The organism is Acidobacteriota bacterium (assembly GCA_016715115.1).
GTDB lineage: Bacteria > Acidobacteriota > Blastocatellia > Pyrinomonadales > Pyrinomonadaceae > JAFDVJ01.
In genome coordinates, this window is sequence record JADKBM010000016.1 from 1,297,977 (window position 1) to 1,311,283 (window position 13,307).

11 protein-coding genes are annotated in these 13,307 nt (G+C 55.6%); 3 read left to right on the forward strand and 8 right to left on the reverse strand.

Features of this window, described 5'->3' with window-relative positions; all coding sequences use genetic code 11:
- Nucleotides 1–3 precede the first annotated feature (3 nt).
- The 7 genes from IPN69_23635 to IPN69_23665 form a co-directional block, all read right to left on the reverse strand.
- On the reverse strand, nucleotides 4–858 hold the full coding sequence (locus IPN69_23635) for a zinc ribbon domain-containing protein (protein ID MBK8813702.1): 855 nt from the start codon (nucleotides 856–858) through the stop codon (nucleotides 4–6).
- A gap of 2 nt (nucleotides 859–860) precedes the next feature.
- Complete coding sequence (locus IPN69_23640) at nucleotides 861–2,408, reverse strand: zinc ribbon domain-containing protein (protein MBK8813703.1); 1,548 nt, start codon at nucleotides 2,406–2,408, stop codon at nucleotides 861–863.
- A gap of 171 nt (nucleotides 2,409–2,579) precedes the next feature.
- The gene (locus IPN69_23645; protein MBK8813704.1) at nucleotides 2,580–4,517 is read right to left on the reverse strand and encodes a family 20 glycosylhydrolase; all 1,938 of its coding nucleotides are present in this window, start codon (nucleotides 4,515–4,517) and stop codon (nucleotides 2,580–2,582) included.
- Nucleotides 4,518–4,526: 9 nt separating this feature from the next.
- Nucleotides 4,527–6,032, reverse strand: a complete 1,506-nt coding sequence (locus tag IPN69_23650) for a zinc ribbon domain-containing protein (protein ID MBK8813705.1) — start codon at nucleotides 6,030–6,032, stop codon at nucleotides 4,527–4,529.
- 52 nt (nucleotides 6,033–6,084) lie between these two features.
- Nucleotides 6,085–6,849 (reverse strand): zinc ribbon domain-containing protein, encoded by a 765-nt coding sequence (locus IPN69_23655; protein ID MBK8813706.1) that lies wholly within the window; start codon nucleotides 6,847–6,849, stop codon nucleotides 6,085–6,087.
- 48 nt (nucleotides 6,850–6,897) lie between these two features.
- Nucleotides 6,898–7,338 carry a hypothetical protein gene (locus IPN69_23660; protein MBK8813707.1) on the reverse strand — a complete coding sequence of 147 codons (441 nt, stop codon included), beginning with the start codon at nucleotides 7,336–7,338 and terminating at the stop codon, nucleotides 6,898–6,900.
- Between the two features lie 96 nt (nucleotides 7,339–7,434).
- On the reverse strand, nucleotides 7,435–7,809 hold the full coding sequence (locus IPN69_23665; GenBank protein ID MBK8813708.1) for a hypothetical protein: 375 nt from the start codon (nucleotides 7,807–7,809) through the stop codon (nucleotides 7,435–7,437).
- A 200-nt stretch (nucleotides 7,810–8,009) separates the two neighbouring features.
- Here IPN69_23665 and IPN69_23670 point away from each other — a divergent pair, with 200 nt between their 5' ends.
- The 3 genes from IPN69_23670 to IPN69_23680 are packed head-to-tail and all read left to right on the forward strand — an operon-like array spanning nucleotide 8,010 to nucleotide 12,440.
- Nucleotides 8,010–8,636 (forward strand): hypothetical protein, encoded by a 627-nt coding sequence (locus IPN69_23670; protein ID MBK8813709.1) that lies wholly within the window; start codon nucleotides 8,010–8,012, stop codon nucleotides 8,634–8,636.
- Between the two features lie 19 nt (nucleotides 8,637–8,655).
- Nucleotides 8,656–9,576, forward strand: a complete 921-nt coding sequence (locus tag IPN69_23675; GenBank protein MBK8813710.1) for a hypothetical protein — start codon at nucleotides 8,656–8,658, stop codon at nucleotides 9,574–9,576.
- Between the two features lie 35 nt (nucleotides 9,577–9,611).
- Nucleotides 9,612–12,440 (forward strand): CHAT domain-containing protein, encoded by a 2,829-nt coding sequence (locus IPN69_23680; GenBank protein ID MBK8813711.1) that lies wholly within the window; start codon nucleotides 9,612–9,614, stop codon nucleotides 12,438–12,440.
- A gap of 45 nt (nucleotides 12,441–12,485) precedes the next feature.
- Here the strand turns inward: IPN69_23680 and IPN69_23685 are convergent, their stop codons facing one another.
- Entirely contained in the window at nucleotides 12,486–13,304 is an 819-nt protein-coding gene (locus IPN69_23685) for a phytanoyl-CoA dioxygenase family protein (protein ID MBK8813712.1), read from the reverse strand.
- Nucleotides 13,305–13,307 lie beyond the last annotated feature (3 nt).

The window sequence follows — 13,307 nt, forward strand, 5'->3', positions numbered from 1 at the left end:
GAATCATTCCTCACTCAGGTAAAACGAAGTCGGCCGCGATCCCGTAGGCGTCGTCCAGGTGCCTTCGATCGAACCGTCGGCATTGAATTTCCCACGGTAGATCCCGGTGAAGCTATTGTCGTTTTCGTAGCCTTTCAGCTCGAAACTTCCGTTGTCTTCGATACTTCCGTAAACAGAATCCGTCTTTCGCGTCGATGCGGTTCCTCGCAGATCGCCGATGTTTCGGGTCAAAGACATTGAGAAACTCTGGCTGCCGATGGTTCCCCGATACGAGCGTTCGAACGAATTCGGCAAAGAAACGGATTCCGACTTTTTCGATGAAGCTTTTTCACCATCTTTCTTGTTCGATGTCGTTGACGAATTGCTGTTCGCGGCTGCGTTATCGCCTCGATAAAGCGCGAAACCGAGGATCGCGATGATAACTAGCACGACGGCCCCGACGGCGACAATAATCCCTGAATTCGATCTCTCTTGGTTCAAGGCCGCGCCGGATGGCGGATTGAATTGCGGCGCATTGAACTGTTGTGGCTGAAACGCGATTGTTTCCCCCGGTGGATCCGGCGATGGCGCGGGAAACTGCGTCGGCAGCGGAAATCCGGAAAATGCGGGCGGCGTCGGCGGCGGCGCATCCTGAAGGGTCGAACCGCATTTCTTGCAAAACTTCGAATGCGCCCGGTTCTCGAGTCCGCAACCGACGCACACGACAAAAGCTTCAGTTTCAAAGCCCAAGGGACCCGACACTTTCTTGCTGATAACGGTTTCCTGTTCGGCGTCGTTATCGATGAGCATCGCTCCGTCATTCAGACAAAAAACGTAGTCCTCGGTAAAGACGCTGTGACACTGCGGACAGAGTCTCATAGTCATATCAACTGGTGCCCTCCTTGCCGCGCCGTCGATTTTTTCGTCAGATTCTCAGACCAGGCACCGATCACGGGAAGTTTGAGCGGGAAGTCCTTGAACGCGCGGTTCGACATCAAGATCATCAGGGCAAGATTGAGAAATCCCAGCCCGAGAACAATGTAGATCATGAAAACCGAACTCGTCGTGTAATTCCCGGGCGTGTCGAAGACGATCATCCCGGCTGAAAGAATGACCGAGCATCCGATCATCATCACTGACTGCCACGCATGAAATCGGGTCCGCGGCTTCCCGTCGTACGCTTTGCCTTTCAATATGAAGATCGGATAACCGGCGACACAAGCGAACATCATAAGAATCATTACCAACGAAAACAGCCCGCCAATCAACCCGACCGTGTTGGCCAACAGACCGAAGACAACGACAACGTTCGGCGCGATAAAGTACATTATCAGCGGAACAAGATAACACAGCATCGCCGGAACATTCGCCTTCGAAAGATGATCCGGATGCTTGGGCAGATCCGCGTGCGCGCCGAAGCCCGCCCGACGCAGTTTCGATCCGAGCGACGGCTCGACGAAGACCCCGACGATCGCCGCAGCAAAACCGAGCGCGACGCCGATCACGCCAAACTTCCATTCGGCCTCGATTCCCGTTCCCCACTGTCCGTCGACCGTGAACTTCGTCGCGGTGTCCATATCGGGATTGAGCGAGGCGAGCTTGTAAAGCATAAAGACCAACGCGAAGAACGCCGCGCCGGCGATAAACGGTCCGGCGTCGGAAAGTCTGTTCTGGGATCTGAAATAAAAGAAGGCTCCGACGATCGCCGCAGCGATCAGCGGCAGAAACCAAAGGCTGCCGTCAAGTTCCGCAAGGTCGGCGCCGGATGCGCCGCGCGATCCGAGGCGTGTTCCGAGAGCGTTGCACGAGACTTCGGCCCACGGCATAAAGAAACAGATCAGGGCAAAGCCGGCGGCCGACGGACTGAACCACATTCTTCCGGTCGGCGCGACATCAGCTGCCGCCGGCACCGTTGCCTGCACGGGAGCCGACCGGAACGCGTGGTGCCCGACGTTCGGGATCGAGGCTGGGGGGATACTTCGGGCCGGTGCGACGGTCGGAACTGCGACCGTTTGATTCGAAGCCGACAGATCGGCGGCGCAGTTCCTGCAAAAACGGTCGCCCGATTCGAACGGCGTCGCGCAAGCCGTGCAAAAATGGGCGCTTGACTGTCTTTTGACCGTGCTCAGGTCGAAAGCGCAATGCCTGCAAAATCTATCCTCGGCGACATACGCCTTCGAGCATTTCGGGCAGACGGACGGGCCCGTGCGAAGAACCGGCGCGGATGTAAAATCAAACCGGCACGACGGGCAGAACTTTATGCTTTCGGCGAGTTGCTTCGCGCACTTCGGACATACCTTGAGTTTAGCGGCCTGCGGCGCGGACGATGCGGGTGAGACGGCGGACGGCTGGACCGTTCCGCATTCGTTGCAGAAAACCGCATCCGGATCAAGCCCGGTCTGACAGCTTGCGCATAGTTTCTCCGCCATCGGTTCTCCTCAATTCGAATCTACGTAAGTTCGGTCCGAAATCACGATCTCTCCGATCGGACTTCAAGCCGATGGATCTCTTGATCAGACGTCAACGGTTTCAGTTTTTTCGTTACGCTCATTCTAACTCAATATCGTCTTTCCCCGACGAAAAATCTCTCTCGTTGCCGGCTACTTCAAACCCGCTACCGGCAGGCGGCCCGGTGCCTGAACGGAGCTTGCGAACCTGGCCGCAAACACGCCGCTTTCGCGTCCGTTGGGTCCGATGATCCGGGCCTTGATCTCGATCGTTTGACCGGGCTGAACGCTCAACGGAAACGGTTGGGTATATAGACTCGAACCGCGATGCGGATCGGTTCCGTCGTTCGTCAAATAGATCTGGCCATTTCGAACCGGCGACAGCAGTTCGACCAGGATCGGCTTCATCGGAGCGACCAAACGATCCTCGAAACCAAGAGGTCTCGGAATCCGATAATTGAACTGAGACCGGTCGAGTTCGGCAAAATGCCCCTCGAGCCTTTTTGAGAACTCGCGAAAGTTCCGCTTTTCCTGTTTCGACCACAGCACTTCCGCAAGCGCGGCAATCCGGGGAAACACCATATATTCGACGTCGCTTGTCTTCTTCAAAAACTCGGTCCAGACGCATCCCTGGCCGCCGATGATCCGTGTCGATTCGTCGGGGTTCAGGTTAGGCGGAACCGGTTCGAACTGATAGACCGTCTCAAGCGCCACTTCTTTGCCGAGACTCAACGGTTCGAATCTGGTATCTCCCTGAGGGTGGTCGAAATACGTGAAATCCGACGGCGTCACGATCACATCGTGACCGGCGCGCGCCGCCTCGACCGCGAAATTCATCCCGCGCCAGGACATTATCGTCGCACTCGGAGCGACGCCTTCGCCGAGCACTTCGTCCCAGCCTATGATCTTCTTTCCCTTCGCATTGACGAGGCCTTCGACGCGGCGGACAAACCAACTCTCGAGATCCTTCTCGGTCGCAAGGTTGTGGCGCTTTCTGAGTTCGCGAACGGCGCTCGAATCCCTCCAATGGTCGATCATCACTTCGTCGCCCCCGATATGAAGGTAAGGCGAAGCGGGAAAAAGCTCGACGACCTCGGCCAACACATCGTCGATGAACGAGAACGTCGATTCGGTCGGGCAAAGGACGTCCGGAAAGCCACCCCACGTGGTCTTCACCCTGTATTCATAACCGTTCTTGCAGCCAAATTCGGGATACGCGGCGAGCGCGGCGGACGAATGACCCGGCATTTCGATCTCCGGAATGATCGTCACCTGACGCGCGGCGGCGAACGCGACGATATCGCGGATTTCGTCCTGCGTGTAAAACCCTTCGACCGGCTTGCCGTCGCCGACAAACGGGCGATAGTTCTTTCCGACGACCGTCTCCGGACGCTTGGAGCCGATCTCTGTCAGTTTCGGGTATTTCCTGATCTCGAGGCGCCAACCCTGATCGTCGGTCAGGTGCCAGTGAAAATAGTTGTATTTGTAACGCGCCATCAGCGCGATGTACTTCTTGACGAACTCGGCCGGCATAAAATGTCGCGCGACGTCAAGATGCATCCCGCGGTACCGGAATCGCGGCGCGTCCTTGATCTCGACCGCGGGAACATCGACCGGGAGAGTCCGCCCATACGGAAAAAGCTGAAGAAACGACTGGATCGCGTAAAAAAGGCCCGGCTCGGTTCCCTTCATCAGAACCTTCCCCGGTTCGACGTTCAGCTCATAGCCTTCTGCTTGCGTCTCTTCAGCGGCCGAGGTAACCACGGCGATCGAATTCGCTTCAGTCGGCTGACCGATAACCCGAAGTTTGATACCGTAGGTCTCGGCAAGAGCCTCGTTGAGCGCGGTCGCGGTTCGATTTCCGGTCTCGTCGAGCGCAACGATCAACGTTTCCGCCGTCAGTTCGAATTTCCCGCGCAGCCGCTGGACCGCCTGAGGTTTCGGAATGATGTTCATCTCGCCGACGACGTCGCCCGTGCGGCGCTCGGGCGTGACAGGCGGACGCGAGCAGTTGGCGACGAGCAGAATCAAGGCGATCAAAGTGGCCGCGACGCAATGCCGGACTATCCACTTCAGCGGCATCAACTTCATACGTTACACCTATGCGCCTTTAGACTTGTTTTCCGCCCAGTCCGAGATGTACGGCACTTTGTACATTTCCATCTTATGCGCCTTGACGGCCAGGAATATCATTCCGACCAAAGTAACCAAGCCGACGCCATAGATTAGCAGGATCAGGAGCTGAGCCCCGCCGCCCGGTCCGCCCGGTCCGGAAAGTGACAGCCAGAAGAGCCCAGCGACGCAAAGCTGAATGACGAAGTAGCAACCCATCGAAAAGATCGATTGCCAGGCGTGAAATCGCACGAAAGGGTTGGTTTGATGAACCGGATTCTTTAGCAGCAGCACTTGAAACCCGAATGCCGTCGCCACGATAAGCGGATATGAAAGAAACATCAACATCACGCTCCCGATCAACGCCAGCAAAAAACCCAAAACGAAACTCGCCACGATCGGAAGAACTAGCGGCGCGATGTAGCAGTACATCGCCGCGATGTTAGGTTTTAGTCCGGCGATCTTTGCCTGAAGGCCGTTCATCTGCGCCGCTCCGCGAGAGTAGATCGGCTCGATCATCGGCACGAAAGACGAATCGAATTTGCTCGCCGCGCCTCCGGCTCCCATAAAGATGCAGCCGATCATCGCACCGACGAAACCGAATGCCGTACCGAACGCCCCGATATGAGGTTTGATTCCGAGACTTGCGGCGTTCAGCTGGTAGCCCATTATTTCCGGACCGCTGTTCAGCGTCGATGCCTTGTACATCAGGAACAAAAGCCCCAAACCCGAAGCGATTAGGACGAACGGCCGGGCCTTCCACAGCGTGCTCTGGTTCTTGAAGAAGAAATAGGCGCCGAGCGAGACGATCGCCGTCAGCGGAAAGAGCCAGAAGCTACCGTCGGATTGTGCGATCTCAGCGCCGGAAACCTGTTTGTTTATCCCGCAGGCCGAGAACTCAAGCCACGGGAGGAAAAAGCAGATCACGACGAACGCGGATGCCGACGGACTGATCCAATGCGGACCGGACGCGGATGATGCGGCAACCGGTACGGCCGGTGCGGCGAGCACCGGGCGAATCGGCTCAACCCGCAAACTCGCCGACGACGCCGCCGGAGCCGATGACCCGATGATCGGCACGGCGACCGTGTGATTCGACTGCGACAGATCAGCCGCGCAGTTTCGGCAGAAATGATCGGTCACTTCGAACGGCTCGCCGCATTTCGTGCAGAAATTGGCGCTCGACTTCTTGAGAGAAGTGCTCAGGTCGAACGCGCAGTGACGACAGAACTTGTCGTCCGCGCCGAAAGCCTTGGAGCATTGCGGGCAAACCTCCGCGACAGGGGGTTTTGTAAAATCGAAGGCGCACTTGGGGCAGAACTTGACGTTATCCGCAACGGGTTTCGCGCATTGCGGGCAGTCCTTTAGAATCGGCGCTTCCGTTCTCACGACCGGCGGGGCAACTGCCGCCGCCTGAACCGCGCCGCATTCATTGCAAAATGTCGCATCGGCATCCAAAACCGACTGGCAACTCGGGCATTTGTTTTCAGTCACAGATATCAACCTCCATATTGGCGCGGCTGCGAAATCGTTCGTAGGGAACCGCCTAGTCCGTCAACAACATCACTTTTGCCTTTTGATCGTCGGTTAGGAACGGCGAAGAGTTGACCGCTCCGTCGAGCGACGCCTTGAGTATTTGGCCCTGTGCCGCGACCAGAACACCCAGAAGATAGATCAGGGTTCCAATCAACGCTCCGATAATTGCGGTCATAAGGCCAATCGCGAACCCCTCGCCGCGTCCTGTGGCGAGGGCCCCCAGAAGGGCGATCCCGATGACCAGCAGGCCGATCGCGACGCCGATTCCTTTTATTGTCTTCCCGAATGCGTCGACGGCCCGAGCCGTTAGATACGCGTCGAGGTAGCGTCTGCCGACGGACTTTGCCCGGTTCGACGAAGTGCCGAAATCGAGTTCGGGCGAGGCCGAAGAATACGCGGCTCCAATCGTTTGTTCTCGGCTTTCAAATGGAACCCGCGCCTGCGGCGCTTGATTTGCTTGGCCATTTCGGAGGTCAAACGCGCAGTGACGACAGAATTCGTCCGTCGCCGCGAAGTTCCTTCCGCACTTCGGGCAGGTCGCGGAAGCGGTTTCCGGCTCGCCGACGGCCTTTGAAAAATCGAAGGCGCAAGACGGGCAGAATTTGACGGTCTCTGCAACCCGTTTGGCGCATTGCGGACAAGGCTTCAGACCCGTTTCTTCAGGAATCGCGACCGGTGCGGCGACCGCTGCGGCCTGAACCGTTCCGCACTCATTGCAAAAAACCGAGTCGCCATCGAGCGTGGCTCCGCAGGTCGTACATTTTCTCTCACTCATCAGGGGACGCCTCCGAATTTTATGAATACTCCCGCGCTCAATCTCCCATCACGCCGTAAAAGTACCACCGTTTGTTCCGGTAAACAAAAAGCAGATGATTATCGGTCGTGACGCGCCAGGGATTTCCGCCGCCGCCTTAACGCGTTTTTCCGGATTCGTCTTCAGCCTGATCTCTTTTGCAATGAGTTGGTTCGGATTGTTCTTGTCGATCTCGATCTCCACCTCCATTCCGCGAAGGATCGCATCCGCCGCGGCGGTTTTCCCTTTGTGGTTCTTGATTTTCGTCTGCGGAGACAGGAGAATCTCGGCCAGATCGCGGCTCGGCATATTCTTCTCGTCCGTCTGAATGACGATTCGGTCGAACGGGCCGCTGAACTCGACGACGAATCCATCGTTTATGTTGCTTGGGAACTTGTTCTTCTGATCATGAAGTGAAAGCGCCGCAAGCGACGCCAGGAACAGTGCCATCAAAAATCGACCTTTTTGCATCCTTCTACCTCAACCGCTGATCGTTGAAACTTGAGCGACGGCAACGGGATTCGGTTCACAGCCAAACCCGGTCTTCCGCAAAACCGCCAACCTTGTTCACCAATTCTTGGATTGCCAGTTCTTGTTGCTCGCCTGGCTCGGAGCTTCGCCCTGATAGATCGTGACGATGCTCCCGTCGGTCGTCACCGTCATCGGAACCGAATCATTTTTTGAATGCGTCAACCTGATGACGACGCCCTCGCAACTGTAACGAAAACAGCCGGCATTGATCGAAGCCTGCTTCGAGAAACGGCCCCATTGGATCGAGATCGTGGTATCCATCGGCGGATACATTTTCCGGTGTTTGACGACGACCCAAACAAAGCCTTTTTCTGCCGGGGGGCGAAAGGTCCGGGATTCTCCGAAAGCCGTCATCGGAACGGCCAGCAAACAAAACAGGATGAGGACTACGGCCAGTGTCTTTTGATTCATATGCTACTCCCGTTAGTTTTTTGGACTTCGTGGGTAAGATAGGGTCGGTGACATTGAACGCACCTTGCGGGAAGAAAGATTTTTGCGCTGACAGAATCTGGCCGGAGCGTTCAGACGGGAGTTGATGCGGCGAATCCCGACGCGACGTCGCAAGAAATTTACTCTAAATGGAAAATTTGTTAACATCTCCGCGGTTCAGGATGCAAATTGCAAGCAGATTTCCTCCAATCGAAAGTGCTTACGATGAGGAATTTGGCCAGGTCGACCCTGAGGTTTATCAAATCGCCGAAACTCTTTGGATAAACGCTGAATACCTCGCCGTAAAGCTCCTCAACGATTCACCGAAAGGACTCCGCCTGATGCTCAGGGCGGTCGTTCAAGTCAGTCGTGTCAGAAAAACGAATCCCTTTGCGATCAAGAATCTCAAATCGTACCTATATCGATCATACAAACACCAGCTTTTGGCCGAGCTTGAACGCGAGCGTTGCCGGCGCGACCTCTTGGATGCCTGGTCGAAAGCGAGCACGCCGAATGCCGACGTCGACGAGGTTTCCAGAATCAACCGGCAGATATTGATCAACGAGCTTCGACTTAAAATGGACGACTGGATGCGGGACGTTTTCGATCTGCTTCAACTCGGCTACCGATATGACGAACTGGTTCCGAAATACGGATCGGCGGCAAATGTGATTCGCAGCAAATTCAGCAAACGGCTGGCGAGCTTCGCATTGCGGTTCCAAGCCGAAATTCAAAAAGCTGACGAAAAAGTCGAAACAACCGATGACGTCCGGGTGCGCTGCACCGACTTCGACCAATCATATTTGTGAGGGCAGATTTGAGGGACCGATGAAAGAGAACGAAGATCATTTTAGTAGTTTGAGCGATTTCGACCTGGCGGAAGAGATCATCGACTTCGCCCGCGAATACCGGTCCGAGTCGTTCCCCAACTCAGACTGCATCGGCTGCCCGACTCATCCAACCCTCGTTGCCGTCGCGCGTTCGGGCGAATTGCCCGATCCGGAAATTCGCGAGCATCTGCTTTTCTGCTCGCCCTGTTTCAATGAATTTCGAACGGCACGTGATTCGGCATCGACGCCGGCATCCACCGCGGCAAGGTCATCGTGGGCTTTTTGGCCTCTTTCGGCCGTCGCAGACATTCGATATCCACTGGGTCTCGCCGTAACCGCCGGTGCTGTTCTCGTGGCCTTTGCGATGCTGTCGTATCTTATTGTCTTAGATTCCAAACCTGAATTAGCCAAGGCAACTACAACCGGCCAGACGGGCGGCATCAGTCCTTTTTCAAATACGGTCGTGGACGATGTGAACAGACCCGACGTTCGCCTAAAACAGAATTCCGTTGATTCGGTTTCACAAAAAAGCCCCGCCGCCGAGGCGAAGAACGAAGTCACCGGTCGGGGCAAGACGAGTTTGAACCGTACGACGGATCCGTCGTACGAACTCCGTGTAATCGACGCGACGGTTTTGAGAAGCGGCTCCTCGGCGGCTGAAGCGGTCTATGCATTGCCCGCAAAGAAGATAAATCTGGAGGTCAAACTCCCTGAAGGCAGTCGGCGAGGAAAGTACGAAGTCTCGCTCCGTGACGAATTCGGCAAACCGCAAATCGCGAATCAAACGGTGAAGAGTAATGGAAAAAGCCTGGCAATAAAGCTCGATCTTGGCGGACGCCGCGGCCACGCCCGGCTTTGCGTCGCGCCGGATGGGGAAATTCCCGATTGTTTTGCAATTGAGGTCAAACCGACGAATTAGCCTCCACATCCGACTCCGGAATTCCGGCGATGAAAATGACAAAGAGCCAAGTTGGACGCGTGTTGCTCGCAAACGCAATTCTAGTTCTGTTACTGGGCGCAGGTCAGGCAACTCCGGCCGCGGACCTCTCAGACGATGCTGGGATCTTCGGCGACGAATCGGTTCGCGTAGGCAAAGTTGATTCGGAAAAACTGCTCCCCGACACCACCTATCTTCGCGAACTCAAAGGCAACTCGAAGGAGCGATTTGTCATTTCCGCGACGGCCGGCTCGCTTCTCAGGTTCAGCATTCTTCAGAAAGGCATCGATATTGTCTGTACGATCAAGTCCGAAACCGGCGAGACCGTCAAGAAGGTCGATCGCCCAAACGGCGCTTTCGGACGCGAATTCGTTACGTTTCTTCCGCAGTCGAGCGGTTTGTTCTCGGTCGAGATAACGGCCTGGTCCGCAGACGCGACGATCGGCCGCTATCAGATCGCTTATTCTGCATTTGCAGAGATTAGCGGGACTGACCGCCAACGCGACCGTGCGGAAGACCTCACGAGCGCGGCCGAAGAGCTAAGGTCCCAAGGCACAAGGGAAAGCAAGGAAAAAGCATTGCGGGTCTTTTCGGACGCTCTGGCAGTCTGGGACGAGCTCGGCGATAAATATGAACAGGCAGTAGTCCTATACGGTCTTGGCTTTACGAACTATGGGCTGAGCAATAACTATGAAGCGGCGCGAATGTACTACCGGGCACTCAAGCTGCATTCCGATGAAAAAGACATATTCGGTCAGGCCGTGAATCACGCCGCGCTTGGGTCCGTCCAGTACATCCTGAATGAAAAGGAGTTATCTGCCTACAACTACCGGCGGGCGTCGGAGATTTACAAGAGTATCGGAAACAACCGGGGACTCGGGATCGTCTACCACGGACTTGGAACGGTCGCGATGCTTTCGGAGAATTTCGACGAAGCGCTCGTTTCGTTGAATGAAAGTCTCAAATGGCGGTTCCTTGCCAACGACATCGGTGGAACTGCCCTGACGCGAACGACGCTCGCAAAGGCTTATTTGTCAAAACGGGACTTCCCGAACGCCAAAAGCAATCTCGAGGAGATCGAGCGCGTCCTCGGTGCGGCGCGGGCCGGCCTCGACTTTGATCTCAATTATCAGAAAGGCCGGTTTTCCCTTCTTACCGGCAACGAACGGGCTGCGGAGATCCACTTTGAAAAGGCGCTTGAGATCTCAAAACGGAATGGCAACAAACTAGGCGAAGCACAAAGTCTGGCCGACCTCAGCATAGCGAATCTCCGGCTCGGACGAGACGAACTTGCACTGTCCAGAATCTCCGATGCCCTGTCAATCATCGAACAACTCCGGGAATCGACACCCGGATTCCGAAACCGGGTCAGATTCTCGGCGACGATTCAGCCTTATTACGAGCAATACATTACGGTCTTAATGGAGAAGCACCGGCTTCAGCCTGAGCGGCGCTACGACCAGCGCGCCCTCGAGATCAGCGAACAAGCCCGCGCTCGGGGACTGCTCGACCAGCTTGAACGGCGTAGCTTGATCGATCAGAATCCGGTCAGTTCCGATCTCCTCGAACGCGAACAGATTCTGCGCGATCAGCTTACCAATTACCTGGCATCGCGAGCGGACGGCGGTCCCATCACCGGTTTGTTTCAAGCGGCCTCGGTACAGTTCACGGAGATCGAAGCCGAGATCGATCGCCAGTTCAACAAGCCGCAAAGCTCGGCTTCATTGACCTTAAAGGCCGATGAGATCCGCGGCTATCTGGACGAGAACACCGTGATGCTGCAATACTTTCTAACCGCCGAAGGCAGTTTCTTGTGGTATGTTTCCAACGAATCCGTAAAGAGTTTCAAACTTGCGCCAAAAGCCGAAATCGAGATCCTCGCCGAAGAGCATTACGCCTGCATTTCGCGTTTGGCAACATTGAACGAATCCGCCAGGTGCGGCATTCGAAGCAAAGAGCTAAGCAAATTCCTGTTGGCCCCTGTCGCGCAGTTGATTCAGGGAAAACGAATCATCGTCGTGAAACACGGCATGCTGCATTTCATTCCATTCAATTCCCTGTCCAATCCGGCAGATGGGCGATTGCTGATCGAAAGCAACGAGATCGGTTCCGTATCGTCGGCATCGCTTTTGAAGTTCCTGACGAATACAACGCGGTCGAAAAAGCCGGCAAAGACCGTCGCGATTTTTGCCGATCCGATCTACGCGCCGAGCGATCCGAGGCTCAGCAAAAACGGTGACGAATCTAGTATTTGGGTAGACGGTTTTGACTTGCCGCGCCTTTATGCTTCGAGGTTCGAAGCTGAACGAATAGCTTCATTTGCCGGACCTGAGAACTTCCTGATGATGACCGATGCCAACGCGTCGCGCGAGGCGTTTCTTCAGTCTAAACTTGAAAACTATCGAATTCTCCATTTCGCGGTTCACACCCTGATTGACGACCGCCAGCCCGAGCTGTCATCGATCGCCTTGTCGAACTTCAATTCCAAAGGCGGACGGGTGTTCGGCTTGATTCGGTCGAGCGACATTCTGCGACTCGACCTGAATTCGGATCTTGTGGTTTTGAGCGCCTGCCGGAGCAATATCGGACAACGAGTCGAAGGCGAAGGCATAATCTCCTTTTCGCAAACCTTCTATTCCGCCGGTGCCAGGAGCACCATCTCGAGCCTGTGGAATGTCGGAGACAAGGTAACCGCGGAGCTGATGAGCAGATTTTACAGAAATCACTTGTCACAGGGAATGAACGCTTCGACAGCACTTCGCGCGGCTCAGCTGGAGATTATGCGCGACGGCCGCTGGAAGTCTCCTTACTATTGGGCAGCCTTTAGTTTTGAAGGCGCGTTCTGAACTTTTGCGGCGGATTCGAAAGGTCAGAGCACGGAACGAGCCGCCTCAAACCGGCGAAAGATCAGAAGAATCTCTGCGCAGCCAGTTGTCTTCCGGATACCAGGCGTCGCGGATGATCGTGTGGATGGCGAAGGCTTGCCTCGAACGACCACTCGTGTTCGGCAAGCTGTAATGCGGCAGTAGACCGTCGAGGACGATGCAGGCGCCTTTTTTGACCTCGAGCGGAATCGCGCCGTCGAGATCGTACGGAGATTCGTCGAACTTCACGAATTCCGTCCCGCCGGATTCCTCTCGGCGAAAGCGCGAACGCAGCGTCGTTCGGTGCCCGCCGGGCTTGGCCCACAAGCAGCCGTTCTCGACGCTCGCGTCCTCGAGCGCGAACCAGAATCCGACGCACGACGCGGGTTCGGTGTAAAGAAACGTCGAGTCCTGATGGACATCGACCACGCCGCCGATCCGCGCGTGTTTGAAGATGTACATACTCTGGATCAGAAGTGCGTCGGCGAGATTGAGATCCACCGCCAAACGTTTCATCTGCGGCGATCGTGAGAATCGATCGAAGACAGGATCGAGATCGTGCATCGCGTGGCCGATCTTGTTGAGCGATTCCAGTATCGGAAATTTCAATTTGCCGGCTTCGTCAAACGCGTCCTTCTCGAAAAAGAACGAGATGCGGTCACCGGATCCGAGAAAATAGTCGTCGCTCGTACGCGTTTGTTCCGCAGTCTGAAAAACAGACGGATGGCCGTCGTAATCGAATTCGGCAACGAGTTCCGCCGCCCGCGCAATCAACGCATCGCACTCGGCGTCCGAATTGAAATCCTCAATGACAAGGAATCCGTCTTTTTGAAATCTCTCGAGCATTTT